A 24,190-nucleotide genomic window follows, 5' to 3' on the forward strand; every position below is an offset into this window, starting at 1 on the left:
TAACGTGGTGAGAGGACGGCGGCGGGGTGTTGCAAGGGTGGTTAGCGGGTCGCTTCGTACAGCGGTACTTCGTTGATCGCGGCCTTGATCTTGGCGCGCACGGCGTTGTACGCCTCCTCAAGCACCTTTTCCGGGCGGATCAGTTCGAACCACATGGCCAGGCGCCCGTCGACGATGCGATAGCGGAAGCGGGCCGGGATGCAGAAGCCATCGCCGCCCAAGAAGGGTTTGATGCCGATAAAGAACTGCTCAGGGATGTTGAGCTGGCCCGCTTCACCGGCGCGGCCGTCGATTTCCTCGTTGTAAGTCAGTTGAACCTGGCCGTTATCGAGGCGGGTGCCTTGGCGAAAGCTAATGTTCTTCTTGGCTTCCAGGGTGCGGCTGATCTCCAGCATGTCCGCAGCGCTCGGGGCGGCTGGGAAGTCGTCTTGCTGGACGATGTCCTTCACGTTGTCCTCGATGAACTCGGCAAATGCGGCTTGATCCATCCGCTTGCGGTCGGCGGCTTTCCAGCGCCCCCACTCAACGGTAATGGGGCAGCAATAGCTGGCGGTATGATCGGACCAGGCCGGGGTTCCTGGCTGGTGATAGTCCAGTACAGCGGTGAAGGTGCGGCCCTCGGGGCCGTTGCAGAACACCGACGTGGCCGGTGTGGCGAACCGGTTCACGTACTCAATAAAACTGTCTGCATCCAGCATGGTGACTTGCTGGCGAATGCGGCTCGGCGCGGGCAACAGATCCTCCAGGTCTTGAACCTTGACGCCGTTGGGCACCAGGGCCACCGGGGCATGCAGGCCCGGATGGTCAAAGGGTTTACCCAGCGCCTGGGCGAGGCTGACAAACTGTTGAATGGCTTCTTGCATTGGATGTGCTCCAGTCTTTGTGGTGAGAGGTGGTTACTGCGAAACGTTGCGCAGGGTGGCTGGGCTGTCCTCGTCAATGACGGGGCGCAGTGGCAGATCCTGCTGGCGAGGGTCTCGCCGGGTGAGGTTGCCTTCCGGGGTGAGGAAGAACAGCGAAGTGCCCCGGGACAGGGTCGGCTCTTTCACCTTCACATCGGCCTTGATGTTCATCTGGCCGCGCCCGTCCGGCTTGTAGTTCAACTCGATGACCAGCTTGCCGCCCTTGCCGGAAAGGCGAATTGCATCGATCAGGCGGTATTGGGCGTCGCTCAGTTCATCGAGCAGGCCGCCGGCCTCGATGTCGCGGAAGGTGTCGATAAAGGGTCGTGCTTTAGTCATGTGCTGTGTCTCACTGGTTGCTTGCCCCTGGTCGGCAGGGGCTACCGTTGCTAGGCCGCCGCTTTGCTGGGCTGGGCATCGAGGTAGGCGGCCAGGTCTTTCAGGTAAACGGTAGGAGTGCCTTTGTTCGTCCCGCCCAGTCGAGTTACCTTCAATGCGATACGTCCTGCGCTGATGGATCGAAGGAGGTAGCGATCACTGGATAGGTGCTTGAAATAGCGCTCCCGCACGGCGGTAAGTGTCGGGTGGTCCGTTGGCCATTCCTTTCGCAGTCGGTCGAAGGTGTCGCTCATGGGCTGGCCTCCCCGGACCCCGCCAGGGGCCGCAGCTTGGTGCGGATCAGATCGGCCAGCCCCTGGGCATCAGCGCTACAGGCGGTGGCGCAGACATGGCCGTGGGCATCTGCTACCACTGCGCCCCATGGCATGCCAGGGGTGTTTGTCGGGGTGACAAAGGCCATTAGCCCGGGAGTGATCACGCTGTTAACGCGGTGGGCCACTTCTGCCAGATCGGTGATGGTCAAGGCTGGTTCACCAGCAGCTCGTTGCCCTTGCGCCAAGCTGCCCAGGAAGATCGGAACCAGGGCCAGGGTGTCAGTGGTGCGGGTGAAGGCGTGGAGGTGGTTAGTCTTCATGCTGCGGCTTCCTTGTTCGCGATGGTGATGCCCAGTTTTTTGGCGAGGTACGACACGCCGGCTTCGGTAACCATCACAACGGCGTAATGCCGTACCTGGCCCGACTTGCCGATCTGCACCGAGCGCGGGTCGGCGAACAGGTTGCCTTGGTCGCGGTGGTGGCTGGCCAGGGTCCCGTCGGCGGCCAGAACGTGCAGTTCGCGGAGCTTTGCGCGGAAGGCGCGAGGCTTGAGCCCTAGCAGTGCCGCTGTTTCGTCGAGGGTGCGGTTCATGGTGGTGGCCTCAGGCTGCGGTGCGCTGGGGGCGGTTGCGGATGCATTCCAGCAACTGGTCGACCTTGACCTTGAGGTGCGAGATCGACTCTGTGTTGGTCAACAGCAGATCGCCGGGCTTTAGCTCAACGCCGGCTTCGCTGATGTGTGGGTTCACTGCTGGGGCATCTGTTCGCCAGATGTGGACCACCACGCCGCCACGACGGCGGATGAAGTCCGCTTCGTTCTCGAAGCGCACATCGCTGACCACGAACCCGATCACGCTCGTTAGGGCGTTTTGCATGTAGTTCAGGTTCTGTTCTGCGATCTTGAGCCAGACGTCTGGATGGACCATTTGCCGGGCCCACTCGGTGCCCATTGACTGCATGAGGTGGCGGGGCGACTTCCCCAGCCAGGCCAGTTCCTGCTCCTTGCGGTCACCTTCGAAGTCCTCGACGTCGAGGTTGAAAATCTCCATTAGGCCGGTGCGCAGCGGATCTGCGAAGGCGTACTGCTCCAGCATGTGGACTTGCGCCAGGTGATCCGCGACGGTGGATTTTCCGGAGCGAGCGAGGCCGGCGAGGCCGATCAGAATTGGATTCATGCTGCATCACCCCCGAACGGGCCGAGGTCCACCGGTTTAGCGGTGGCGATACGACGGGTAGTGGCGATCACCAGCAGGCCGGTTTGGCGCTGGATGGCCTCGACGGCGGCAGGGCTGGTGCAGGCTGCGGGGTGGAGATACACCGGGCAGCGGGTGGGGCTGTGCTGTGTTGTCGTTTGCATATCTCGTACTCGTGGTGAGAGGGGTACGAGATAAAATTAGTGTTACTGATTTAATAAGTCAACAGTAACACTTATAAATTGGTGGGATGTATGTCTTCTGGGCACAAAAAAACCCGCAGTTGCGGGTTTCTTAGGCTGTATGGGTCACAGGTCTACGATTTTTCGCCTAGCACGGCCGATGACCAGCCATTCATCACTGGCTTTCACTACCCTTTCCGGCCAGTCAGGATTTGTTGCATATAGATAGAGTTCTCCACCTTCTTGGCTGATTTGCTTGAGGCTAACAGCTTTGTCTGTGACTCTTTTGGCAACCACAAAATCTCCCGATTTCCAGGGCATCTCGGGGTCGATTACTACCTTATCGCCTGCTTTGAAATCAGGTTCCATGCTTCGTCCTTCTACGCGCAGGATGAATGCGCGAGGGCCAGCAGGTCCACCTGCTTCTACCCATTCTTCTGTTTCTATCCGTTGGGTTCCATCATCCGCCTCAAGAAAGGCTACAGCTTCTTCATATCCGATCACAGGCAACAGCCTCCCCGCCGATCCCATATCCGTTGTGTTTCGATGCCAGTGGCCATTTGTGGGCGTGGTATCAATCTGGGCGCTACTTGCCTGCGCCAGAGTTTCTGCCAATCGGGGGCTGACGCTTTCGGGGGCGAACCGCAAAGCGCGGCTCAGGCTTATCAATGCGGATATGTTAAGAGGGATTCTGCCAGTCATGTACTGGCTCACAACGCTTTGGCTTGACCAGCCGCAATCCTCCGCGACCTTGTCTTGGCTAAGGCTCGGGTCCTGCTTTTTTCTCTCCTGATAAATCTTCTTCAGGCGGGAGGATTCTTCGGCGATGTAGGTAGGTTTTTTCGTCATGCGGCCAAATCTATAAGGGCTGCTTATGTCGTTCAAAGAGTAACGCTTATTTCTTGCTTGCCTCTAAATAGAAGTAACACTAATATTTGGTCGGGCACCCATTCGAGGAGCGAAGGATGGAAATTGAGATAGGTACTCCCCTTGCCGAGTTTGCCAGGGGGAAAACCCAACCAGAGATGGCTCAGCTGTTAGATGTTTCGCAAAGCGCGGTATCACAGATGATCAATTCGTCCCGGGACATTCGCGTCCTTGTAACCCGGGGCAAAGTAATGGCATTTGAGATTCGCCCAATTGGAAGCCGCCGAAAGGATTTGTCCGCGGCTGCATAAAGGTGCCGGGCTGGGACCTCTCACCACAAGATCCCCCAGCCCGGCTACGACGATACACAGCACATGCACATCGGTCGTGAGCTGGATGATAGGGCGCGCCCTATGGTCTGGCTAGACCGTAAAAGAGGTATTTACGGTTATGAGTCGCGTATCCAAACCAACGGCCGTCGAGCCGGTACTTTCATTGAGGAAAGCGATTTATCGCGCTGGCCATAGCTACCGGGGCGGCGTCACCGCGCTGGCGGTGGATATGGTCATGGACTACGACACCCTTCAAAAGAAGCTCAAGCATGATTTCGAGCATCGCTGGCTGGACCCGGACGAGCTTGAAGAGGTTATCCGACTGACCCAAAGCGAGGTGCTGCTGGACGCGCTGATGCGCCCAGCAGGGATGGTCTGGTACAAGCCTGAGCCTGCCGCGCCAACGCACCAAGCCTTGCAGTCAGTCAGCCGGCTACTTCATGAAGCCGGCATGTTCGTCTCAAGCATGCATCGCGGTGCCGCCGACAATATTTGGGAGCCGCACGAAGTAGAGGACCTGGAGAAGCACGGCGCGGACGTGATTCGGGCTGTCCTGGGCATCATGGCCGGAGCCCGCGCAGCGATGGAGGAAGACCTCCATGGCTGATGTGATCGATATTGCCAACGACCAGGCCGACTACTTCCTGCAAGTGGCACTGGAACGCTGCCAGCGCCAGACAACTGGTGTCGCCAGCGCGGAATTCTGCGAAGACTGTGACGAACCGATCCCGCTTCTTCGCCGGCAGGCTGCTCCCGGGTGCCAAACCTGTGTCCCCTGCAAGGAGTTGCGGGAGCGGCGCAGATGAACCAACCGGTCAACGAAGCGCCCACAGCAGCGTGGGCGCAACGCTATATCCAACAGTTTGGCCTGGCCCTGGTTTCTATGGAGCCAGGCGAGAAGGCCCCCAAGGACCTGGGCTGGAACAAGCCCGGCGGCTATTACACTGACGCCGAGGCAGCGGCGGGGTTCTGGCAACAAAACCCTGCGCACAACCTGGGCGTGGTGCTTGGCCCGAGCCGGGTTTGCTCGCTCGATGTCGATGATGTCCAGTGGACTCGCCATGTACTTTACGAGCTGCACGGCATCGACCTGGATGCCATGGCGCTGGTGTTCCCGACCGTGGTCGGTAACCCGGCGCGCTTCCGCGTGATGTTCCGGGTTCCGGATGACCTGGAGCTAACCCGCCATTCCCTGTCATGGCCGAATGAGAAGGACCCAGACGGGTCGATCTACAAGCAATTGGCTGCCCAGGCCAGGGCGGCCAAGGCGGCTGGAGACCTGGCAGGGGAGGCCGCTGCCAAGACCGAGGCGCAAGAGTACCAGCGGTTCACTGTGCTGGAGCTGCGCGCAGGCCTGGTGCAGGACGTATTGCCTCCTTCGATCCATCCAGGCACCGGCAAGCCTTATTTCTGGCGGACTGCGCCCAATGCGGCCGATGGTTTGCCAATGCTGCCGGGTGAGTTGCTTTCGATCTGGAACAACTGGGACATCTTCAAGCGTGACGCCGAGGCGGCTTGCCCCTGGGCGCCGAAGCCCAAGAAGGACCCCGGCAAAGCAATTAAGCGACCTGCCCCCAAAGGTGACCAGCCGTCGGTGATCGACGAGTTCAACCGCTGTCACGACGTCGAGGAACTGCTGCGGGCCCATGGCTACATCAAGCGCGGCAGTAAGTGGCTGTATGCACAAAGCAGTACCGGTATGCCCGGCATCACGGTTAAAGATGAACGGGTGTACTCGCACCACGGCGCCGATCCGCTGGCCAACGGTCACCAGAACGATGCTTTCGAGGTCTATTGCCTGCTGGAACACAACGGCGACCAGTCCCGGGCGGTGCGAGAGGCTGCGCGCCTGTTGGGTATGCAGCATTCATTGCGTCCAGATCCTCGGGATCTTCCCCCGCCCCCTTCTGAGGACATGAGCGGGCCGGGCCTGGTCGGTGCAGTTGCAGAAAGCGAGGCCGCTCCAGCTCCTATGGGGGGCACGGGGGAGGTCCTTACGGCTGAACAGGTATTGCGTCGGTTTGCACTGATCGAGGGCACCACCCAGGTCTGGGACTGCGATCAAGCGCGGTCTATGAAGAAGTCGGCATTTGAGGCACGAGTCAGTAAGCCCATTGCCAAGGAATGGCTGGACAACACCAGCAAGCGCCTTATCTCCGCTGACCATGTCAGCGACCTGGAGCAGGCGCGGCGCATGGCAGGCAAGAAGACAGACGCCTTCGGCATGTCTCCGACCGACCGCTACGTGTACATCGATGGGACTAAAGACGTCTGGGACCGAGAGAAGAAGCGGCGCATTGCCGAAGGTGCGGTAAAGATGGCCCTCGGTGATGCCTACGCGCTGTGGCTCAACAGCAGCGAACGGCGGACGGTGGACGTTGAACACATTGTGTTCGACCCGACCATGACGAAAGACCCATCGATCTATATCAACACCTTTGACGGGCTGCCGCTGGAGCCTGTCCGGAACGACGACGCCTGCAAAAACCTACGTTGGCTGATCTCGTTTCTGTGCAACAACGACGAAGCCGCAGTGAAGTGGCTCACACGGTGGCTGGCGTATCCGCTCCAGCACCTGGGCGCAAAGATGGATACCGCAGTGCTGATGCACAGCACCATGGAAGGCTCGGGCAAAAGCCTGTTGTTCGCCGATGCGTTGGGCATGCTGTACGGCCAGTACGCGGCAACCGTGGGCCAGACCCAGCTTGAGAGCAACTTCAACGCATGGCAGAGCCGCAAACTCTGGTCGGTGTTTGAAGAAGTGGTGAGCCGTGACCAGCGCTACAACCAAGTGGGCAAGATCAAGCACCTGATCACCGGCAAGACCGTGCGGATGGAATCCAAGTTCATCAACGGTTGGGAGGAAGCCAACCACATGAACGCAGTGTTCCTGAGTAACGAGATCCTGCCCTGGCCGATCAGCGACAGCGACCGCCGGATGCTTGTCATGTGGCCCATGGAAACGTTGCCAGTGGAGCGCCAGAAGGCGATAGGCAAGGAGCTGGAGGAGGGTGGCGTGGCGGCTCTGTATGGCTGGTTGCTCTCGGTGGACCTGGGCGACTTCAACCAGCGCACACGCCCGCCATCGACCGAAGCCCGGGAGCGGCTGGTGGCCTTGAGTCGGGCCGCCTGGCAGACGTTCTTGCACTTGTGGCGCTATGGCGAGCTGGGTTTTGGTTTGTGGGGACCGTGCCTGTCTTCGGATGTGTACGCGGTGTTTCTTGAGTGGTGCCAGCGCAACAAGGAGCACGCCATGAGCCAAACCAAGTTTTCGCTGTTCCTCAGTTCGGAGATCGATAAGACGCGGGCGATCCCCTGGACCGAGGGGATGAACCGCAAGTTCGGCGCGTTCTTCTTTCCTCCCAATCTTGAACCTTCCCCGCCCCCTTCAATGAAAGCGGCCGCCCTGGGCAAGCAGGTCGAGGAGTGGCGGGCCCGCGCTCGGGTCGCCGGGTGGAGCGTGGACAGTTGGGACCATGTGCCGAGGCCTGCACCATGACTGCGCTCAAATGTGTGTTGGGTGTGTTGGGTGTGTGTCGGGTTGGTTTTGGCAATTCAACACAGGTTAAACCCTTCTATTTCACGGGCTCTAGGGCTGTGTGTCGGGTGTGTTGGGTTTGGCTACGCGGGCGCGCATGCGTGACGTTATTTGGAGCCGGTTCGAAGGCAGATTTTATTTCCCATGCGAGGACTGAAAAACCCAACAAACCCAACACACTCAACACAGGTTCTATTAGATCATTGAATTTAAAGGGATTTATTTGTGTTGGGTTTGTGTTGGGTTGGGTGTTTTTTGTGTCGGGTATGGTTTCCAGGGGGGTGGGGCAATGATTCAGGAGATCGAGGAGCTGATGTTGCATTGGGCGGCCCAGCTCGGCCGCGTGGGTGATGGCGGCGGCTTAGGCAGCCCCATGGCAACGATCATGGAGTGGGGAGGGTGCGCACCGCGTGGGACGCCAGGGCCGCGTTTGCCTGGTGGCGGTGCTGGGATTGATCACATTGCTTCGGAGGTTTCGGCCGCACTCGCGCAGATTGAGCGCCAGTCAGAGAAAGGAGCCCTGCTGGTCCGGCTTGCGCATAACCGCTACCTGCCTGCCAAGCCGTTGACCGTCCAGGCGCAGCTCGCCCTTTTGCAGTTGCCCACCAGTGCAGATCGAACTTACCGGAATTGGGTCCACCGGCTGCATCAGCAAGTGCAGGTCATTCTTGCAGTACGAACGGTCACGGCCCGTGGTGGCCCCAAGCGCAGCAGTCGTGCCGGAAGAGACTACATTGCGTCGAGGGAGGCACGCTGGCAGCTTTGACCGTTCGTCGGGATGGTTTGTCGTGTTGTGGTCGTATTGTTGTCGCGTTGTTGTCGTGTTTGTGTCGCGTTCTGACCAACCGAAAATACCCCCTTTTCGGTTTTTCCGGAGGGGGGTAAAAAGTCACCACGATATGCGACCTGCGCCTAGGCGCTCCACCTGAGCACGTGCTGTGCACCTTGTCCTGACCTTGGTCGGGGCGCTGAAAACCCCGTCACCCTGGCGGGGTTTTCTTTTTCCGGCGTTCGCCGCGCTCCCCCATTTGAGACCCCCTATGACTAACGAGCAGCAAGCGCTGGCAGAGATGCCTATCTGGTTGGTAATTGTCCTGGCCCTGGTGGGCGGTGTGTCCGGCGAGATGTGGCGAGCCGACAAGGATGGCGCCCGGGGGTGGGTGCTGTTGCGGCGCCTAGCGCTTCGGTCCGGTGCGTGCATCGTCTGCGGCATGGCAGCGCTGATGCTGCTGATCGGCGCCGGTGTTTCGATCTGGACGGCGGGCGCCTTCGGCTGCCTGACTGCGATGGCCGGGGCGGATGTTGCCATTGGCCTGTACGAACGGTGGGCGGCTCGGCGGATCGGCGTCATTGAAGTGTCCGCCGAATCAAATCGCTCTGAGTAGCGCCCCCCAGCCCCCGATTAAGCAGGTTTCTTCAAATGAATGAATCCAGGCAGCAGCAGATGCTTGCAGGGCAATCCTCTATTGCTCAAAAAGTCTTCGGTTATGTACCCATTCAAACATCCTGGATCGCTAGGGATATTCATCGCGCAGTCCTCACTGCCAATGCCAGTGGAGCATCGGCGTATGCCGTCCGGCGCGCACTCGGTGAACTCAAAGATGCTGGGCTTATCAGGGAACCGGAGGGTGGCAAATTCCAGCGTGATCCAACAACCCCCAAAACGAAGAAGGAACAGACTGTGACTCAGGCAGCAAAGCAGGTTGTTGTATCGATCAAGACGCCTGAGGGCGCGCTGGACGCTTTGGCCGTTCTGTCAGGAGAGGTGGTGTGTGTGGCCGATGAATTCAGCAAACGCATGAAGGCGTTGGCTGCGCGTATCGAAGAAGTTGCCCTGACGGTTGAGGCTGAACGCGAAAGCAATGCGGAGGCCATTGTGAAGGCCAAGCGCCTGCAAGAGGCGCTTCGTGAGTTTGCGTAAGTGGGTTCTTTGGCTATTCGTGACAGGCGATCTCTCGGATTTGAGCGATGCAGTGATGGTGCACCAGATTGGGGCGCCGAAAACCGCCGGGGACCCTGGGAGCCTTTCCCGGACACGGGGTCGGAAACCCGCGGATCTTTGTTAGCGGCTGGTTCACCCGCTTAGTGAACTGGCGGTGAACTGGTGAACACCCCGTATTCATTGGGTTAACTGGACGTCAAACACATGACCGTTATCAGCAAGTCGGACTTTGCGGCCCGGCGCGGTTGGGCCAAGTCCTACGTTTCCAAACTGGCCAAGCAAGATCGGCTGGTGCTGACCGCAGACGGCAAGGTCGAGCTGGAGGCAACCGAGGCCCTGCTGGCTGAATCGGCAGACCCCAGCAAGGCGGCGGTGGCTGCCCGGCATGAAGAAGCGCGCATTGATCGCGATGTGCGCAGCGGCCTGGTGCCGACTGCTGAAACCGATGCTGTGCCGCAACTCCCCAGCAAAGGCCCGGATTTTCAGAAGTCCCGAGCCCACCGGGAGCATTACCTGGCCAAGCTGGCCGAAGCTGAGTTCTACAAGGTCCAGGGTGACCTCGTTGATCGCGAAGCGGTAACGGTTGCGGCCTACAACGCGGGGCGCATGGTCCGTGATTTGCTGTTCAGCATGTCGCCGCAACTGGCTGCCGAGGTCGCGGCACTGAGCGATCCCTGGGAAATCGAGCGACACCTGACTGGGGCGTTTCGCCGGGCCCTTGAAGACGCCGGACGCATGACCGACGCCGACCTACAACAAGCCATCACACAGAGCTGAACCTATGCCCGAATACGCAAACGGTGCAGAGGTGTACCGCGATGCGTATTGCCGAGGGCTACAGCCAGACCCTGCACTATGGGTTGACGAATGGGCAGATGAATACATGCGAATCCCGCGTGACACGGGAGCCGCAGAGCCCGGCAAGTACCGCACGGACCGTACGCCGTACGCACGAGAACCCATGCGCTGCCTGTCCCCGGCCCACCCCTGCAAACGGGTGGTGACCATGGTGGCCTCGCAGTTGATGAAAACCCAGATCGCCTTGAACTGGATCGGCGGCCTGATCCACATGGCCCCATCCAACATCCTGACCTTGCTGCCGAGCCTCGGCCTGGCCAAGCGGGTTTCGTCGCGGATCGGCAAGACGATCAAGGCCACGCCTGAGCTGAACAAGCGGGTGGCGTCCAGCCGCTCCCGCGACTCCCGCAACACCATGGACACCAAGGAGTTCGAAGGTGGCTCGCTGTATGTGACCACGGCCGGTTCTGCCGCCAACCTTGCCGAGCTATCGGCTCGGTATGTGTACGGTGACGAGGTCGACCGGTGGGAGGTTGATGTGGGCGAGGAGGGCGACCCCATCGAACTGGCGGAAGCCCGGGGCAGTACCTTCGGCCGCAACGCCAAGTTCTACTTTTCCAGCTCGCCGACCATCAAGGGCGCCTCGCGGATCAGCGACCTGTTCGAGTCCAGCGACCAGCGGCATTACTACGTGCCGTGCCCAACCTGCGGGCATCACCAGGTGCTGGAGTGGGAGCGCCTGCTGTACTCCGCTGATTTCAGCGTGGCGCACTACCAGTGTGCAGGTCCTGAGTGTGATGTCCTGATCGAGGAACACCACAAAGGATGGATGCTGGCTAACGGAAAGTGGCGGGCGCACGCCGAGGGCGACGGGGAAACGGTGGGGTTCTGCCTCAACGCTTTGTACGCCCCTTCCGGCTGGACCGACTGGCGGACCTTGGCCCGGCAGTACGAGAAGGCCAAGAAGGCCCAGGCCGCTGGCAACCTGGAGCCGATGCAGGTGTTTTACAACACCCGCCTGGCCAAGGTCTGGGACAGCGCCCAGGAGCAAACCAAGGCCCACGTCCTACGGGATCGGGCCCGGCTTGAGCGCTACAGCCTCGGCTCGATGCCGGCCGGGGTGTTGATGCTGACCGCTGCGGTCGACGTGCAGGCCAACCGCCTTGAGCTGATGGTGATGGGCTTCGGTGTTGGCCTGGAGCGCTGGGTTATCGACCACCAGGTGATTTGGGGCGATCCGGCGAACCAGAAGACATGGGATGTGCTGGACGAGAAGCTCAAGGCGCGATACCGGCATCCTTGCGGCGTCGCGCTGGCGGTCCTGGCTGCGGGTGTCGACTCCGGTGGTCACCACACGGACGAGGTTTACCAGTTCTGCCGCCTTCGCCGGTGGCGCAACATATTCGCCATCAAGGGGGCTAGTAAGCCCGGGCGTCCGGTCATTGCCCAGCGCCCGTCGATGGTCGATGTCACCTGGCGCGGGCAGACCGAGCGCAACGGCGCCGAGCTGTGGTTTGTCGGCACCGACACCGCCAAGGACTGGATCTACAACCGCTACCCGTTCCCAGACGGTCCGGGTGCGTTGCACTTTGCCAACGACTTGCCCGACGAGTTCTTTGACCAGTGCGTGGCCGAAAGCAAGGTGGCCCGCTACGTCAAAGGCTACAAGCGCATCGAGTGGGTGAAGGGCAAGGCTGACCGAAACGAAGCGCTCGACCTGATGGTGTATTGCCTGGCGATGGCCCATTACCTGGGCATCAATCGCTACCTCGACGCTGATTGGGAGCGGGTCCGGCAGGCGCTGGCACAGGGCGGGTTGTTCGACGAAGAGGCCGGCCAGCAGGCGGTGTCGCCTGCACCCGCGACCGATGAACCGGAACCACAGGCCATCGAGAGTCCGGCTCTGCCACCTGTGGCCAGGGCCCAACCCGTAGCGCCGCAACCTCAACGCCGCATGTCCACCAGCGGCTATCTCAAGAGACGCTGATATGTCCTTTACCCAGAAACACCTCGACGCTATCGAGGCGGCTATCGCTCGCGGTGAAAAAACCGTGCGCTATGTCGACCGCACGGTGGAATACCGGACGGTGGACGAGCTGCTCAGGGCTCGCGAGGAGATCCGAGGCAGTCTTGCCGCAAGTGCTGGCCCACGCCCCCGCGTGGTTCGGCTTTACCACGGGGGCAAAGGACTGTAATGGCTCGCCACTACCCAACGTTGAGCCGTCAAGGCTTCCTGCTGCCATCAAACATCAAGGCCAGCTACGAAGGCGCCGGGGAGGGGCGCCGGTCGGCGGGCTGGGACGCCCCGGAGAGTAGCCTCAACAGTATCAACACCCCGGCCTTGCGCAACTTGCGCTCGCGCTCCAGGGCAGCGGTGCGTAATGACCCCTATGCCTTCAACGTGGTGGACAAGCGGGTCAGTAACCTGATCGGCACCGGCATTACCCCTCGGGCCCAGACCGTCGACAACGACCTGCGCAAGCTGTTGCATGTCTTGTGGGAGGATTGGGTGGACGAGTCGGATGCCGACGAGCTAACCGACTTTTATGGCCAGCAGGCGCTGGTCGCCCGGACCGTTGAAACCTCGGGTGAATGCTTCGTGCGGTTGCGGCCGCGTCGAACCGAGGATGGGCTGGCGGTGCCCTTGCAGGTGCAACTGCTGGCGCCGGAGTTTGTGCCCCATGACAAATTTGAAACCACCCGCGACGGCAACGTCATTCGGGCCGGGATCGAGTTCAACGGCATAGGCAAGCGGGTGGCGTACTGGATGTATCGCTCGCACCCGGGGGAATCCTCCGCATTGACTGGAGGCTATAACCAGCTAGTGCGAGTGCCGGCCGCCCAGGTGCTGCACATCTTCGACCCGCTGGAGCCCGGCCAGTTGCGTGGTGTACCGCGCCTGTCGCCAGTGCTGAAACGCCTGCGCAGCCTCGATAACTACGATGATGCGGTGCTGTTCCGGCAGGAGGTCGCCAACCTGTTCGCGGGCTTTATTACCCGTCCCACGCCGGAAGGTGGTCCGCCGGCACTCGATCCCGTCACCGGCCAGCCGTTGACTCTGGATCGAGACGGGTTCACGCCGATGGTGGCGCTGGAGCCGGGGACCATGCAGGAGCTAGGGCCCGGGGAGGAGGTCGAGTTCTCCACGCCGCCGGATGCGGGTAACAACTACCCGGACTTCATGCGCCAGCAACTCATGGCTGCTGCTGCCGGCGCGGGGGTGCCCTACGAGATCGTTACCGGCGATATGAAGGACATCAACGATCGTGTGATGCGGGTGGTGCTGAACGAGTTTCGCCGGCGTCTGGAGCAGTTGCAGTTCGGCGTTTACGTGCACCAGCTCTGCCGCCCGGTGCGTGCGGCTTGGCTGGATATGGCGTTCTTGGCCGGTGCCGTGCAATTGCCGGACTACGCCCAGCGTCGCCGTGAATACCTGCGTACCCGCTGGGTGCCCCAGGGCTGGCCGTACCTTCAACCGGTACAGGACGTTCAAGCCCGACGAATGGAAGTGCAGGCCGGCTTCGCCTCGCGCAGCGAGATGTGCCTGCGTACCGGCTACGACGCTGAAACGGTCGACGCGGAAAACGCCGCTGATCTTGAGCGGGCGAACGGCCTGGGCCTCAACTACAACACCCTCGAAAGCGTCGAGCTGCTCGACGACAAGGAGCAACCATGAGCAAGAAAACTCAGGTCCGCGTCTACGACGCTGCCGGCGCGCTGGTGCCGGTCAAGGACCAGACCTGGTACACACTGCGAGCCAGCGGCGAAGCCGAACAACGCAACATCGAAGTGTTCGTGTATGGCGAGATCGGCGCCTGGGGCGTGACCGCGAATCAGTTTGTGCAGGATCTGCGGGCCCTGGATGACGGAGTGTCGCCGGTGGTGGTTGCCTTCAATAGCATTGGTGGGGATCTGTTCGATGGCCTGGCAATGCACAACGCGCTTTCGCGTTTGGGCGAGCGCTGTACCGGTCGGATTGACGCCCTGGCCGCCAGCGCCGCCAGCGTGGCAGTGTGCGGCGCGCATCGAGTGGTGATCGCCGCCAACGCCATGGTGATGATTCACAACCCGTGGACCTATGCTGCAGGCGATGCCGACGACTTCCGCAAGGTCGCCGATGTGCTGGATCAGACCCTGGAGGCGATCATCGCGGCCTACAAGTCTAAGGCGCCGGACATCGACGATGCCGAGCTGCGGCGCCTCGTCGATGCCGAAACCTGGCTGACCGCCAACGAGGCTGTGGCGCTGGGCCTGGCGGACGAAGTAGGCGACGGGGTCAAGGTCAGCGCCTGCCTGGGCCATGGCGATGCGCTGCGGCGCTTTCGCAACGCGCCCCCTGGGCTGCTGGCCCAGCTGGACGAGCAACCGCCAACGGTTCCGGGTGAGCCGGCAACACCGCCCGAACCGGCTCCGGTGGTGGACGCTGCCCAGCTGGCTCTGCTGATCACCCAGCGTTGCGCTGAGTCCGGTATCAGCAACCTGGTAGAACCGTTGCTCAAGTCCACTCAGTTGGAAAGTGAGGCGGTGGTCCAGGCTGGCCTGGCCCGGGCCAAGACCATCAACGATCTGTGCGTAGCCGCTCGGTTGCCGGAGTTCAGCGCCGAGTTCGTGGCCACTGGCTTGGACGCGGCCGGTGTCCGCGCTCGCTTGTTCGACAAGCTGGTGGGCACCGGCAAGGGCTTTGAAATCAATAACAGCCTGCCGTTGGAAAACGACCCCCCGCCCAAGGTACAGGCCAAGAAAATCGACCAGCCCTCAATCTGGGCTGCTCGCCAAGCTGCACAACAACCCTCCGCAAAAGGAACCAGACCATGACTGTTCAACGTGAGCCGATGCATGCGGGTGAATTCCTGCTGTCCGAAGGCGCCGGCAACATCTCCCGCGAAGCCATCAACGTCGCCGCCGGCCCGGCCCTGGAGCCCGGCCAGATCCTCGGCCTTGTCACTGCTACCGGTGAGTTCGCGCCTTACAAGCCAACTGCCGAAGACGGCAGCGAGAACGCCCAGGCCATCCTCTACGGCCCACTGGGCGAGTCGGATGTGGTGCGACGCGGTCGCGCCGTGGTGCGCCTTGCTGAGGTTAGTGAGGCTTGTCTGACTGGCCTCGACATGGCGGCTGAAAAGGCCCTGGCCAGTCACTTCGTGATCGTCCGCTAAGACCCTTCACCCTCGTTTATCGAACCCGCCCTTGCGGGTTTTTTGCTTTCTGGAGATTGCTTCATGGCTGACATTGAGATTTTTAACGACGATGCGTTTTCGGTTTCCTCGCTGACTGCGGCGATCAACGAGCAGGAATACCTGCCGGGTCGTATCAGCAGCCTGGGTCTGTTCCAGGAGGAGGGCATTACCACCCTGACGGTTCAGATCGAGAAGGACGGCGACACCATCGCCTTGGTCCCTGCGGGCGAGCGCGGCACCTCGGGTCTGGTGGTCGGTGGTAGCAAGCGCAACCTGATCCCGTTCAACACCGTGCATTTGCCGCAGCGCTTCGCTATCAAGGCCGATGAGATCCAGGGCATTCGTGCTTTCGGCACCCGCAGCGAGCTGCAGTCGGTTCAGGATGTGGTTAACAAGCGCCTGGCCAAGTGCCGTCGACAGTTGGATGTTACTCACGAGTTCCAACGTATGGGCGCCTTGAACGGTCAGATCCTCGATGCCGATGGCAAGACGGTGCTGCTGGACATCTACAAGACCTTTGGGGTGAGTCGTAAGAAGATGTCGATGGGGCTCAACGACCCTGCCACTGAAATCCGCGTCAAATGCGGCGAGGCCCTGGACCTGCAAGAGGATGCCTTGGGCAGTATCACCAGCACTGGAGCAAGGGCTTTCTGTGGCAAGAATTTCTGGCCCAAATTGATTGCCCACGCGAAAGTCAAAGAAACCTTCGTCAACACTCAGCAGGCGGCAGCACTGCGGGGGGATGCCCGTGAGAGCTTCGAATTCGGCGGTATTGTCTGGGAGCGCTATCGCGGCAAAGTTGCTGGGGTTTCGTTTGTTCATGACGACAAGGCGCTGCTGATCCCCGAAGGTGTGCCAGATCTGTACATCTCGGTGTTTGCTCCAGCCGACTACATGGAAACGGTCAACACCGAGGGCTTGCCGTACTACAGCAAGATCGAGCCGCTGCCGTTCAACAAGGGCATGGCCGGCGAAGCTCAGTCGAACCCGCTGCACCTGTGCACGCGGCCGCTCGCGCAGATCATGCTGGAGATGTGACCGTGGGCATTCGCGACTTGGTGGCGGATGTCGACGAGGTGGTGTTTGAAGTGCTGGCGGACACCGCCTACATCGAGGGGCGCGAGGTGCGGGGGATGTTCTCCGCGCCTTGGCTGCAACCCAGGCTCGGCAAGATGTCTACGGCCCTGCGCGAGCCGCATGTGGTGATTCGTGTGGCAGACGCCGAGGGCGTAGAGATCCGGCAACAGGTGCGGATCGACCTGCCGGAGCCTGATGGCGGTGGGGTTTACACCCTGATCCAGGTGGAGCCGACGGGGGATGGCCTGGTGACGCTTGTTCTGAGGATCAACCCATGAATGTTAGCTATGCTCGGGTAGCCGCCAGCAATGGCGTTATCACTTTGCAATCGTCGCCTGCGGATCTACAGGCGTTCAAGGACTTTGCCGCTCTGGTCCCGAAAGCGGCGGCGGTGGCCCAGCGCCGGGCGATCAACAAGACGTTGCGCTGGCTGCGCACCTACATTTCCCGGGGAGTTAGTAGCAAGGAGCGTATAGCGGTGGGGGCTGTTCGCCAGCGCCTGCGGGCCTATCCGATCAACAGCGCCGGGCAGGGCAAGCTCTGGTTCGGTATCAACCCGATTGAGTCCAGCCGAATCGGCCGCGCCCGCCAGAACCGGTCGGGTGTGTCGGTGGCGGGCAGGCGTTATCAGGGGGCGTTTTACAAGCAGGTCTATGGAAGTCAGGCGGATATCTGGATTCGTACCGGCAGCCGCCACTATGACCCAGCTGACTATCCCGAAACCCGCGAGGGGCGACGGCGCTCGGGCTTCATCAACGAGAACGACAACCGCTTCCCCCTGGCCAAGGCCAAGGTATCGCTGGATGACGTGCGGCCCATCTTCGATGAATGGGTTAAACGGGCAGATCAGCGGCTGCTGGAGATCCTGGAGCAGGAGCTGAACTTTGAGCTGCAAAAATACTTGAGAGGTAGCAAAGGTGTCTGAACCCCTCGATCTAGACCAGCTCTACCAGGCCATCGAACAGCATATCCGCGAGGCTATTCCCGGCCTGTTTGATGTAGCCGTGATGCCTGACAAGCTTGGGCGCATAGCACTTCCGGCCGTGATTGTTGAGCTGGTCGAACTGGAGCCTGGAACCGACCCGCTGACCGGTGAGACGGCGCTGGAAGCCCGCTTTGAAGCGCGGGTGATGGTGGGAGCTGAGCAACCTCAATCTCAACGGCAGGCGCTGTTCATTGCCTCGCAGCTTGCGGTTTTGCTACGCATGCAGACCTGGGGTCAGCCGGTAGAGGCTGCGCAGTTTGTCCGCTCTGGCCAGGATTGGACGCGGCCCGAGCTGGACGGCTACACAATCTGGGCTGTGGAATGGACCCAGGGCTTATACCTCGGCCTCGAGGAGTGGCCATGGCCCAACCAGCCACCTGGAACTCTGGTGTTTGGGTTCAGTCCTGACATCGGCCCGGATCATCAGGGCGGTTACCTGGGCCCGGAGGAGATGGCATGAGCTACGTTTCAGCAGCGCATGACCGCATGATCGCCGGCCTGATCATTCCCTGTAGCGTGGTCGCGGTCGATCTGGCCGCCGCCATGGTGCGGGTGTCTGATGGTGCCGGCTGGACCAGCGCCTGGGTGCGTTGGCACAGCCAGGCCGCTGGTAAGGCCCGGCACTGGCGGGCGCCGAGCTTGGGCGAGCAGGGCGCTTTGATCAGCCCCAGCGGTGAGCCTGCTCAGGGGACCTTTGTACCGGGGTTGTACGGTAATGCTGGGGCCCAGCCGGACAACCGCGACCACGTCGAGGTTTGGCGCTTCGACGATGGCGGCTCGCTGGTCTACGACTGGCAGGCCAAGAGCTACAGCATCAACCTACCCAGCGGCACGGTGACTATCCAGGTTGGCGGTAGCTCGGCGGTGATCACCGATAGCGCGATCACCGGCAAGGCCAACACCATCACCCTGACCGGGCAAATCACCTTGAACGGTGACGTACAAATCAACGGCGCGAGCCTAAAGCACAACGGGGTCAACGTCGGTTCGACTCATACCCATTCGGGCGTGATGCCCGACAGTGGATCGACAGCAGCACTTCAATAACCAGCGGCCCGCAGCAGCGGGCTTTTTTTCGCCTGGAGCAAACATGACCACAACCAAGAAACCCGCCGAGCAAACCGGCGGGGAGCCGGCAGCGCCCGGCGCTTCGGTGTTCCTCGACACCCTCTATACCTCCCGCGTGCTGATCCTGCCGGATGGCCGTCAACTGCCGGTGAAGCAGGGCCACGTAATGGCCGAGGCAGGCGACCAGGTGGCGCTGGACTACCTGCGCTCGCATTCGGATTTACTGCCGCAGGGGTGACGCGATGATCGGAATGGATCGCCGAACGGGCCAGCCGCTGTCGGGCCTTGAGCATGTGCGGCAGTCCATCGAGGACATCCTGACCACGCCGCTGGGCAGCCGGCGGATGCGCCCGGAGTACGGCAGTGACCTGCGCCGCTACGTCGACTTGCCCGTCACCGGCGGCTGGAAAAGCGCCGTCCAGGCCGAGGTGGCTCGGGCGCTGTTGCGCTGGGAGCCGCGCTTGAAGCTGGAGCGGGTGCAGGTGGTGGCAGTGGTAGGTGGGCAGATCAGCTTTCAGCTGGTGGGCCAGTACCTGGGGGATAGCGCAGTGTTGGAGGTGACGGCATGAGCATACTGGACTTGTCGGCGTTGTCGGCGCCGCAGGTGCTGGAGCCCCTGGACTATGAGAAGTTGTACCAGCGCAAGCTGGCGCTGTTCCGCTTGGCCATGGGCGAGAACTGGACCGCCGCGGTCGAGAGTGACTCGGTCGTCAAGCAGTTGGAGCTGGTGGCCTACGGCGACATGCAGATGCGCGCCCGGGTCAACGACGCGGCCAAGGCGCTGCTGCTGGCTCATGCCAAGGGCTCGGACCTGGATCACCTGGCGGCAAACGTCAAGCTTCCTCGCCTAGTGATCCGTCCAGCCGATCCGCAGGCGGTGCCGCCTGTAGGGGAGGTCAAGGAGACCGATGATGCTTTGCGCGAGCGCGTCCAACTGGCCTACGAAGGGCTAACAACGGCAGGCCCACGCAACAGCTACATCCTGCATGCGCGCAACGCCTCGGCACTGGTGGCCGATGCCGAGGCTGAAAGCCCCTCGCCGGCGTGTGTCACGGTGACAGTGTTGGGGCTCGATGGTGACGGCCAGGTCGGGGCCGAGCTGTTGGCGACGGTCGCGGCGGCCCTCAATGACGAGAACGTTCGGCCGCTGGGGGACCGGGTTACGGTACAGAGCGCGCAGGTGCTGCCGTACCGCATCGATGCGGTGTTGCATATGAAGGGCCCAGGCCCTGAAAGCGATGCTGCCTTGGCCGAGGCCCAGCGCCGCTTAGCCGACTGGGTGAATCCGCGCCGGCGGCTGGGGCTTGAGGTTGCCCGTTCGGCCATCGATGCCCAGTTGCACGTCGCCGGAGTTTCCAGGGTCGATCTGGCCAACTGGCGCGACATCACTCCGACTCGGGCCCAGGCTGCGTACTGCACCGGCTACAGCGTCACGCTGGGGGGCTGATATGACCAGCCTACTACCGATCAACAGCACGCCGTTGGAGCGGGCCATGGAGGCCGCAGGGGCTCGGCCAGGGGAGGTTTCCCAGATCCTGCGCACGCTCTACAACCCCGACACCTGCCCGGCGCATCTGCTCTCGCAATTGGCTTGGGCCTGGTCAGTGGATCGCTGGGACCCGGCCTGGTCGGAGACGGTCAAGCGCAGCGCTATCAAAGCGTCGTTTTTCATTCATGCCCGCAAGGGAACCATCGGCGCGCTACGGCGGGTAGTGGAGCCTCTGGGCTATCTAATCGAGGTGATCGAGTGGTGGCAGGCGGTGCCGCAAGGCCCGCCGGCCACCTTCGCCCTGAAAGTTGGGGTTCTGGATACCGGTATCACGGAAGCGATGTATGCCGAGCTAACGCGCCTGATCGATGACGCCAAACCGGTTAGCCGCCACATGACTGGCTTGGCCATCAGCCTGGAAACCTCGGGGGTGATCCATTTCGGCGCCTACGTGGACCAGGGCGAAGTGATCGACGTGTATCCGCCTGCGCCCCGTGATATCGAGGTGACCGGCCGTTATGGTCAGGTCGTTTGCATTGACGAAATAGACACTCTGGATGTGTACCCATGATCGATTCCAACAGTCAGTTTTTCGCTATTCTGACGGCGGTGGGGGAGGCGAAACAGGCCAATGCCACCGCCCTGGGCATTCCCTGGACCTTCAAAGATATGGCGGTTGGGGATGCCAACGGCACAGCCCCCATGCCAGATCGCAGCCAGACCAAGCTGATCAACGAGTGGCGCCGGGCTGCGGTCAACCAAGTGCGTACCGATCCCGCCAATCCGAATGTCATTATCACCGAACAGGTGATTCCGTCGGACGTCGGGGGGCGCTGGATACGCGAGATCGGCTTGTATGACGCTGCCGGCGACTTAGTGGCGGTGGCCAACTGCGCGCCGAGCTTCAAGCCCTTGCTGGCTCAGGGCACCGGCAAGACCCAGATCATCCGCATGAACTTCATCGTGTCGAACACCGCCCAGATTGTGCTCAAGATCGATCCGGCGGTGGTGTTGGCCACTCGGCAATATGTCGATGATTCGCTGGCCGCTGCGCTGCCGGCGAACAAGACACCAGGCACTTACCGACAGGTGACCATCGACAAACGGGGCCTTGTTGTCAGCGGCGATAACCCGACGACTCTGACTGGTTATGGCATCACCGATGCCTTCACCAAGTCGGAAGCGTCGGCGGCGGTCAATCAAGCGGTGGCTGCTCTTGTTGCATCTGCACCTGGCGCACTCGACACATTGAAAGAGCTTGCAGATGCGCTCGGCAATGATCCGAACTTTGCCACCACCATGACAAATGCTCTGGCTGGCAAGGCGAACAAGGCCGCCACTCTCGCTGGCTACGGTATTACTGATGCATTCACTAAGCCTGAAACCACAACGGCTATTCAACAAGCGATAGCGAGTCTGGTGGCATCGTCACCTGCAGCACTTGATACCTTGAAAGAGCTGGCCGATGCGCTGGGCAATGACCCGAATTTTGCCACCACCATGACAAATGCTCTGGCAGGCAAGGCGAACAAAGCAGCCACTCTCGGTGGCTACGGCATTACTGATGCTTATACAGCTACCCAGACTAATAGTCTGCTTTCAGCAAAATTGTCTCGCGAATCAATTCTGAGTGTAGGGTTTCAAAACGATGACGTTAGACTCCCTTACATGTTGCGCGAGTCAGACTTAGGGATGTATTTCCTTGAGCCGAAAATTGGCTATACCACCGTTCAGCAAGGCGGAGGCATTGATCAGCTACCGAACAAAATTAAAATCGGTTACTCCCTACAAGGGGTACGAATAACGGTCGATACGACTGACGCGGGCATAATTTGGACTTCTGGAAATTACGATCCAACCAAAAAGGCCGATGCTGATTCCGTATTGCAAGCAACTGAGAGCAAACGAGGCACAGCCCGCATAGCTCCAATCGCTGATGTAAATGCAGGTGTCGATGACGCAGCGTTTGTAACTTCAAAAAAATTGCGTTGGGGCTTTTCAGCCAGTCTCGCCATCAATGGCTATATCGCGCTGCCCAGCTGGCTCGGCGGTCTGGTCATTCAGTGGGGGAGATCTGATCTTGCAGGATCGCAATTCGGCAATGTGGCGTTTCCAGTCGCGTTTCCAAACAATGGATTTATCGCACTTGCAGTAGATGCAGTTGTTGCGGGTACTCCGAGCACTCTCTCCGCTGTTGGTGTAACAGTTCCAACGACTGCGGGATTCAGTCTTGTTTCAGCGTCTGCATCTGCAGCAGGCATCCAGATGTGGGCGGCAATAGGTAACTAAAATGGCCAGTAAAAATCGACTCTATAGCCAAACAACTCAGACCACGTATTTAAAGGGGATACATTCAGATATACCAACCGATGCCGTTGAGATATCTGAGGAGTTGTATTTGAAAGTTATTGGAAATCCGCCACCTGGCAAGATACGAGAGCATGACGAAAAAGGTTTACCTTATCTCGTAGATGCTCTCCCTGATCGGCAGACCGTCGAACGTGCCTGGCGGGATGGCGAGTTTGCCGGCGTGTTGTGGTTGCGTGAGCGGCATCGAGATCAGTTGGAAGTGAGCGCCAATCCTACGCTGAGTGTTGAGCAGTTCCAGGAGCTGCTGACATACATTCAGGCCTTGCGAGACTGGCCGCAATCAAAGGCCTTTCCGGATACCGATCACCGCCCAAACCCGCCGCCCTGGCTTGCCGAGCAAACCCGCTAAACGCCCCGCACAGTCGGGGCGTTTTCATTCCCGCGCTTCGGCGCCTGTTCCACCCACGGCCTCGCACATGCGGGGCCTTGTCATTTCTGGAGACTCTATGAGCTTTTTCCACGGCGTCACTGTCACCAACGTGGACACCGGCGCACGCACCATCGCGCTGCCCACGTCCTCGATCATCGGCTTGGTGGATACCTTCACCGAGGGTCCAGGCGTTAGCGCCAAGGCCAATGACCTGTTGTTGATCACCAGCGAGCGCGAGGCGATTGCCGCCTGGGGCCCGGATGCGGCGATCACTAAGGCCTGCCAGGCCATCTACCAGCGGGCCAAGGCGGTGATCGTCGCCTGTGGCGTGGCCAAGGTCGCGGACGCGGCGCAACAGACCTCGGCGATCATTGGCGGGGTCCTGGCCAGCGGCAAACGTACTGGTCTGCAGGCGCTGCTCGATGGCAAGAGCCGTTTCAACGCCCAGCCACGCCTGCTGGTGGCGCCTAAGCACAGCGCGACCCTGGCAGTCGGCACGGCCCTGGTGGCCCTGGGGGACAAGCTGCGCGGTCTGGCCATCATCGACGGGACCAGCACCACCGACGAGGCGGCCATGGAGTACGCCAAAAACTTTGGCGCCAAGCGCGCCTACCTGGTTGACCCAGGTGTTCAGTATTGGGATGGCCAGGCCAGCGCCACCGTCGACGCCCCGGCCTCGGCCTGGGTCGCTGGCTTGTTCGCCTGGACTGATAGCGAGTACGGCTTCTGGGCCTCGCCATCGAACAAGGAGTTCGTCGGAATCACTGGCACAGGCCGGCCTGTCGAGTTTCTGGACGGCGACGAGACCTGCCGCGCCAACCTGCTGAATAACGCCAACATCACCACCATTATTCGCGACGCCGGCTTTCGTCTGTGGGGTAACCGCACGCTGTCCAGTGATCCCAAATGGGCGTTCGTCACCCGCGTGCGAACCATGGACATCGTCATGGACGCGATTCTCTACGGGCACAAATGGGCGGTGGATCGGTCGATCACGGCCACCTATGTGAAGGACGTCACCGAGGGCCTGCAAGCCTTCATGCGCGACCTCAAGAACCAGGGGGCGATTATCAATTTCGAGGTCTATGCCGACCCGGAGTTGAACACCGCCAGCCAACTGGAACAGGGCAAGGTGTACTGGAATATCCGCTTCACCGACGTACCGCCCGCCGAGAACCCGAATTTTCGTGTCGAGGTTACCAACCAGTGGTTGACCGAAGTCCTCGATAAAGCCGCTTAAGGAGCCG

General features: G+C 60.9%; 32 protein-coding genes. 24 read left to right on the top strand and 8 right to left on the bottom strand.

The genetic code is table 11. The features are described from left to right. Nucleotides 1-41 precede the first annotated feature (41 nt). From ATY02_RS10650 to ATY02_RS10685, 8 genes are all read right to left on the bottom strand, one after another. Nucleotides 42-863 carry a YfdQ family protein gene (locus tag ATY02_RS10650; RefSeq protein ID WP_068577864.1) on the bottom strand — a complete coding sequence of 274 codons (822 nt, stop codon included), beginning with the start codon at nucleotides 861-863 and terminating at the stop codon, nucleotides 42-44. 33 nt (nucleotides 864-896) lie between these two features. Beyond that, a complete protein-coding gene (locus ATY02_RS10655) occupies nucleotides 897-1,241 on the bottom strand; it encodes a hypothetical protein (protein ID WP_068577863.1) in 345 nt (114 codons plus the stop codon). A gap of 50 nt (nucleotides 1,242-1,291) precedes the next feature. Next, the gene (locus tag ATY02_RS10660; RefSeq protein ID WP_068577860.1) at nucleotides 1,292-1,534 is read right to left on the bottom strand and encodes a pyocin activator PrtN family protein; all 243 of its coding nucleotides are present in this window, start codon (nucleotides 1,532-1,534) and stop codon (nucleotides 1,292-1,294) included. Beyond that, nucleotides 1,531-1,875, bottom strand: a complete 345-nt coding sequence (locus ATY02_RS10665) for a hypothetical protein (protein ID WP_068577858.1) — start codon at nucleotides 1,873-1,875, stop codon at nucleotides 1,531-1,533. The genes ATY02_RS10660 and ATY02_RS10665 overlap by 4 nt, the downstream gene beginning before the upstream one ends. Further along, a complete protein-coding gene (locus ATY02_RS10670; RefSeq protein ID WP_068577857.1) occupies nucleotides 1,872-2,147 on the bottom strand; it encodes a hypothetical protein in 276 nt (91 codons plus the stop codon). The genes ATY02_RS10665 and ATY02_RS10670 overlap by 4 nt, the downstream gene beginning before the upstream one ends. Before the next feature lie 10 nt (nucleotides 2,148-2,157). Further along, nucleotides 2,158-2,730 (bottom strand): deoxynucleotide monophosphate kinase, encoded by a 573-nt coding sequence (locus tag ATY02_RS10675; protein WP_068577855.1) that lies wholly within the window; start codon nucleotides 2,728-2,730, stop codon nucleotides 2,158-2,160. Beyond that, nucleotides 2,727-2,912 carry a hypothetical protein gene (locus ATY02_RS10680; protein WP_068577853.1) on the bottom strand — a complete coding sequence of 62 codons (186 nt, stop codon included), beginning with the start codon at nucleotides 2,910-2,912 and terminating at the stop codon, nucleotides 2,727-2,729. Before ATY02_RS10680 ends, ATY02_RS10675 begins: the two co-directional genes overlap by 4 nt. Before the next feature lie 144 nt (nucleotides 2,913-3,056). Further along, a complete protein-coding gene (locus ATY02_RS10685) occupies nucleotides 3,057-3,779 on the bottom strand; it encodes a LexA family transcriptional regulator (protein WP_068577852.1) in 723 nt (240 codons plus the stop codon). Between the two features lie 468 nt (nucleotides 3,780-4,247). Here ATY02_RS10685 and ATY02_RS10690 point away from each other — a divergent pair, with 468 nt between their 5' ends. The 24 genes from ATY02_RS10690 to ATY02_RS10805 all read left to right on the top strand — a co-directional run bounded on the left by ATY02_RS10690 (nucleotide 4,248) and on the right by ATY02_RS10805 (nucleotide 24,183). Further along, complete coding sequence (locus ATY02_RS10690) at nucleotides 4,248-4,736, top strand: phage regulatory CII family protein (RefSeq protein WP_068577847.1); 489 nt, start codon at nucleotides 4,248-4,250, stop codon at nucleotides 4,734-4,736. Next, nucleotides 4,729-4,935 (top strand): TraR/DksA C4-type zinc finger protein, encoded by a 207-nt coding sequence (locus ATY02_RS10695; RefSeq protein WP_068577843.1) that lies wholly within the window; start codon nucleotides 4,729-4,731, stop codon nucleotides 4,933-4,935. Before ATY02_RS10690 ends, ATY02_RS10695 begins: the two co-directional genes overlap by 8 nt. After that, the gene (locus ATY02_RS10700; protein WP_068577841.1) at nucleotides 4,932-7,628 is read left to right on the top strand and encodes a bifunctional DNA primase/polymerase; all 2,697 of its coding nucleotides are present in this window, start codon (nucleotides 4,932-4,934) and stop codon (nucleotides 7,626-7,628) included. The genes ATY02_RS10695 and ATY02_RS10700 overlap by 4 nt, the downstream gene beginning before the upstream one ends. 328 nt (nucleotides 7,629-7,956) lie before the next feature. Continuing rightward, nucleotides 7,957-8,433 (top strand): hypothetical protein, encoded by a 477-nt coding sequence (locus tag ATY02_RS10705; RefSeq protein WP_068577839.1) that lies wholly within the window; start codon nucleotides 7,957-7,959, stop codon nucleotides 8,431-8,433. A 274-nt stretch (nucleotides 8,434-8,707) separates the two neighbouring features. Beyond that, nucleotides 8,708-9,052 carry a phage holin family protein gene (locus ATY02_RS10710; protein WP_068577837.1) on the top strand — a complete coding sequence of 115 codons (345 nt, stop codon included), beginning with the start codon at nucleotides 8,708-8,710 and terminating at the stop codon, nucleotides 9,050-9,052. 35 nt (nucleotides 9,053-9,087) lie between these two features. Then, the gene (locus tag ATY02_RS10715) at nucleotides 9,088-9,588 is read left to right on the top strand and encodes a hypothetical protein (protein ID WP_068577834.1); all 501 of its coding nucleotides are present in this window, start codon (nucleotides 9,088-9,090) and stop codon (nucleotides 9,586-9,588) included. A gap of 225 nt (nucleotides 9,589-9,813) precedes the next feature. Then, nucleotides 9,814-10,386, top strand: a complete 573-nt coding sequence (locus ATY02_RS10720) for a terminase small subunit (protein WP_068577832.1) — start codon at nucleotides 9,814-9,816, stop codon at nucleotides 10,384-10,386. A gap of 4 nt (nucleotides 10,387-10,390) precedes the next feature. Continuing rightward, nucleotides 10,391-12,394, top strand: coding sequence for a phage terminase large subunit family protein (locus ATY02_RS10725; RefSeq protein WP_068577830.1), 2,004 nt, complete (start codon nucleotides 10,391-10,393; stop codon nucleotides 12,392-12,394). A gap of 1 nt (nucleotide 12,395) precedes the next feature. After that, complete coding sequence (locus tag ATY02_RS10730) at nucleotides 12,396-12,602, top strand: phage head-tail joining protein (RefSeq protein WP_068577828.1); 207 nt, start codon at nucleotides 12,396-12,398, stop codon at nucleotides 12,600-12,602. Beyond that, the gene (locus ATY02_RS10735; RefSeq protein WP_068577826.1) at nucleotides 12,602-14,083 is read left to right on the top strand and encodes a phage portal protein; all 1,482 of its coding nucleotides are present in this window, start codon (nucleotides 12,602-12,604) and stop codon (nucleotides 14,081-14,083) included. Before ATY02_RS10730 ends, ATY02_RS10735 begins: the two co-directional genes overlap by 1 nt. After that, nucleotides 14,080-15,222, top strand: coding sequence for a head maturation protease, ClpP-related (locus ATY02_RS10740; protein WP_068577824.1), 1,143 nt, complete (start codon nucleotides 14,080-14,082; stop codon nucleotides 15,220-15,222). Before ATY02_RS10735 ends, ATY02_RS10740 begins: the two co-directional genes overlap by 4 nt. Continuing rightward, nucleotides 15,219-15,563, top strand: a complete 345-nt coding sequence (locus ATY02_RS10745) for a head decoration protein (RefSeq protein ID WP_068577821.1) — start codon at nucleotides 15,219-15,221, stop codon at nucleotides 15,561-15,563. Before ATY02_RS10740 ends, ATY02_RS10745 begins: the two co-directional genes overlap by 4 nt. Nucleotides 15,564-15,626: 63 nt before the next feature. Next, complete coding sequence (locus ATY02_RS10750; protein ID WP_068577820.1) at nucleotides 15,627-16,622, top strand: major capsid protein; 996 nt, start codon at nucleotides 15,627-15,629, stop codon at nucleotides 16,620-16,622. 2 nt (nucleotides 16,623-16,624) lie between these two features. Further along, nucleotides 16,625-16,939, top strand: a complete 315-nt coding sequence (locus tag ATY02_RS10755; protein WP_068577818.1) for a hypothetical protein — start codon at nucleotides 16,625-16,627, stop codon at nucleotides 16,937-16,939. Beyond that, nucleotides 16,936-17,586, top strand: a complete 651-nt coding sequence (locus ATY02_RS10760) for a hypothetical protein (RefSeq protein ID WP_068577816.1) — start codon at nucleotides 16,936-16,938, stop codon at nucleotides 17,584-17,586. The genes ATY02_RS10755 and ATY02_RS10760 overlap by 4 nt, the downstream gene beginning before the upstream one ends. Further along, nucleotides 17,579-18,106, top strand: a complete 528-nt coding sequence (locus tag ATY02_RS10765; protein WP_068577814.1) for a hypothetical protein — start codon at nucleotides 17,579-17,581, stop codon at nucleotides 18,104-18,106. Before ATY02_RS10760 ends, ATY02_RS10765 begins: the two co-directional genes overlap by 8 nt. Beyond that, nucleotides 18,103-18,693, top strand: coding sequence for a phage baseplate assembly protein V (locus ATY02_RS10770; protein ID WP_068577811.1), 591 nt, complete (start codon nucleotides 18,103-18,105; stop codon nucleotides 18,691-18,693). Before ATY02_RS10765 ends, ATY02_RS10770 begins: the two co-directional genes overlap by 4 nt. A gap of 43 nt (nucleotides 18,694-18,736) precedes the next feature. Continuing rightward, nucleotides 18,737-18,952, top strand: coding sequence for a hypothetical protein (locus tag ATY02_RS10775; protein WP_068577807.1), 216 nt, complete (start codon nucleotides 18,737-18,739; stop codon nucleotides 18,950-18,952). 4 nt (nucleotides 18,953-18,956) lie between these two features. Beyond that, nucleotides 18,957-19,283 (top strand): GPW/gp25 family protein, encoded by a 327-nt coding sequence (locus ATY02_RS10780; RefSeq protein WP_068577805.1) that lies wholly within the window; start codon nucleotides 18,957-18,959, stop codon nucleotides 19,281-19,283. Further along, nucleotides 19,280-20,161, top strand: a complete 882-nt coding sequence (locus ATY02_RS10785; protein WP_068577803.1) for a baseplate assembly protein — start codon at nucleotides 19,280-19,282, stop codon at nucleotides 20,159-20,161. Before ATY02_RS10780 ends, ATY02_RS10785 begins: the two co-directional genes overlap by 4 nt. 1 nt (nucleotide 20,162) lies before the next feature. Continuing rightward, a complete protein-coding gene (locus ATY02_RS10790) occupies nucleotides 20,163-20,774 on the top strand; it encodes a phage tail protein I (RefSeq protein WP_068577801.1) in 612 nt (203 codons plus the stop codon). Then, the gene (locus ATY02_RS35960; RefSeq protein ID WP_228022264.1) at nucleotides 20,771-22,492 is read left to right on the top strand and encodes a phage tail protein; all 1,722 of its coding nucleotides are present in this window, start codon (nucleotides 20,771-20,773) and stop codon (nucleotides 22,490-22,492) included. Before ATY02_RS10790 ends, ATY02_RS35960 begins: the two co-directional genes overlap by 4 nt. 1 nt (nucleotide 22,493) lies before the next feature. After that, nucleotides 22,494-22,922: a phage tail assembly chaperone gene (locus tag ATY02_RS10800; protein ID WP_164823637.1), complete on the top strand. Its 429-nt coding sequence runs from the start codon at nucleotides 22,494-22,496 to the stop codon at nucleotides 22,920-22,922. Between the two features lie 97 nt (nucleotides 22,923-23,019). Continuing rightward, entirely contained in the window at nucleotides 23,020-24,183 is a 1,164-nt protein-coding gene (locus tag ATY02_RS10805) for a phage tail sheath family protein (RefSeq protein WP_068587727.1), read from the top strand. The last annotated feature ends 7 nt before the right edge of the window (nucleotides 24,184-24,190 follow it).

This window comes from Pseudomonas sp. BIOMIG1BAC (assembly GCF_001705995.2).
GTDB lineage: Bacteria > Pseudomonadota > Gammaproteobacteria > Pseudomonadales > Pseudomonadaceae > Aquipseudomonas > Aquipseudomonas sessilinigenes.

Bases quoted from the DNA above. Each gene is read 5' to 3' on its own strand.
- ATY02_RS35960 (WP_228022264.1), top strand. From the start codon at position 20,771: ATGATCGATTCCAACAGTCAGTTTTTCGCTATTCTGACGGCGGTGGGG.
- ATY02_RS10720 (WP_068577832.1), top strand. From the start codon at position 9,814: ATGACCGTTATCAGCAAGTCGGACTTTGCGGCCCGGCGCGGTTGGGCC.
- ATY02_RS10805 (WP_068587727.1), top strand. From the start codon at position 23,020: ATGAGCTTTTTCCACGGCGTCACTGTCACCAACGTGGACACCGGCGCA.
- ATY02_RS10680 (WP_068577853.1), bottom strand. From the start codon at position 2,912: ATGCAAACGACAACACAGCACAGCCCCACCCGCTGCCCGGTGTATCTC.
- ATY02_RS10650 (WP_068577864.1), bottom strand. From the start codon at position 863: ATGCAAGAAGCCATTCAACAGTTTGTCAGCCTCGCCCAGGCGCTGGGT.
- ATY02_RS10745 (WP_068577821.1), top strand. From the start codon at position 15,219: ATGACTGTTCAACGTGAGCCGATGCATGCGGGTGAATTCCTGCTGTCC.
- ATY02_RS10785 (WP_068577803.1), top strand. From the start codon at position 19,280: ATGAGCATACTGGACTTGTCGGCGTTGTCGGCGCCGCAGGTGCTGGAG.
- ATY02_RS10750 (WP_068577820.1), top strand. From the start codon at position 15,627: ATGGCTGACATTGAGATTTTTAACGACGATGCGTTTTCGGTTTCCTCG.
- ATY02_RS10685 (WP_068577852.1), bottom strand. From the start codon at position 3,779: ATGACGAAAAAACCTACCTACATCGCCGAAGAATCCTCCCGCCTGAAG.
- ATY02_RS10660 (WP_068577860.1), bottom strand. From the start codon at position 1,534: ATGAGCGACACCTTCGACCGACTGCGAAAGGAATGGCCAACGGACCAC.
- ATY02_RS10780 (WP_068577805.1), top strand. From the start codon at position 18,957: ATGATCGGAATGGATCGCCGAACGGGCCAGCCGCTGTCGGGCCTTGAG.
- ATY02_RS10710 (WP_068577837.1), top strand. From the start codon at position 8,708: ATGACTAACGAGCAGCAAGCGCTGGCAGAGATGCCTATCTGGTTGGTA.
- ATY02_RS10800 (WP_164823637.1), top strand. From the start codon at position 22,494: ATGGCCAGTAAAAATCGACTCTATAGCCAAACAACTCAGACCACGTAT.
- ATY02_RS10690 (WP_068577847.1), top strand. From the start codon at position 4,248: ATGAGTCGCGTATCCAAACCAACGGCCGTCGAGCCGGTACTTTCATTG.
- ATY02_RS10775 (WP_068577807.1), top strand. From the start codon at position 18,737: ATGACCACAACCAAGAAACCCGCCGAGCAAACCGGCGGGGAGCCGGCA.
- ATY02_RS10730 (WP_068577828.1), top strand. From the start codon at position 12,396: ATGTCCTTTACCCAGAAACACCTCGACGCTATCGAGGCGGCTATCGCT.
- ATY02_RS10700 (WP_068577841.1), top strand. From the start codon at position 4,932: ATGAACCAACCGGTCAACGAAGCGCCCACAGCAGCGTGGGCGCAACGC.
- ATY02_RS10740 (WP_068577824.1), top strand. From the start codon at position 14,080: ATGAGCAAGAAAACTCAGGTCCGCGTCTACGACGCTGCCGGCGCGCTG.
- ATY02_RS10760 (WP_068577816.1), top strand. From the start codon at position 16,936: ATGAATGTTAGCTATGCTCGGGTAGCCGCCAGCAATGGCGTTATCACT.
- ATY02_RS10790 (WP_068577801.1), top strand. From the start codon at position 20,163: ATGACCAGCCTACTACCGATCAACAGCACGCCGTTGGAGCGGGCCATG.
- ATY02_RS10655 (WP_068577863.1), bottom strand. From the start codon at position 1,241: ATGACTAAAGCACGACCCTTTATCGACACCTTCCGCGACATCGAGGCC.
- ATY02_RS10705 (WP_068577839.1), top strand. From the start codon at position 7,957: ATGATTCAGGAGATCGAGGAGCTGATGTTGCATTGGGCGGCCCAGCTC.
- ATY02_RS10695 (WP_068577843.1), top strand. From the start codon at position 4,729: ATGGCTGATGTGATCGATATTGCCAACGACCAGGCCGACTACTTCCTG.
- ATY02_RS10770 (WP_068577811.1), top strand. From the start codon at position 18,103: ATGAGCTACGTTTCAGCAGCGCATGACCGCATGATCGCCGGCCTGATC.
- ATY02_RS10715 (WP_068577834.1), top strand. From the start codon at position 9,088: ATGAATGAATCCAGGCAGCAGCAGATGCTTGCAGGGCAATCCTCTATT.
- ATY02_RS10665 (WP_068577858.1), bottom strand. From the start codon at position 1,875: ATGAAGACTAACCACCTCCACGCCTTCACCCGCACCACTGACACCCTG.
- ATY02_RS10735 (WP_068577826.1), top strand. From the start codon at position 12,602: ATGGCTCGCCACTACCCAACGTTGAGCCGTCAAGGCTTCCTGCTGCCA.
- ATY02_RS10675 (WP_068577855.1), bottom strand. From the start codon at position 2,730: ATGAATCCAATTCTGATCGGCCTCGCCGGCCTCGCTCGCTCCGGAAAA.
- ATY02_RS10670 (WP_068577857.1), bottom strand. From the start codon at position 2,147: ATGAACCGCACCCTCGACGAAACAGCGGCACTGCTAGGGCTCAAGCCT.
- ATY02_RS10725 (WP_068577830.1), top strand. From the start codon at position 10,391: ATGCCCGAATACGCAAACGGTGCAGAGGTGTACCGCGATGCGTATTGC.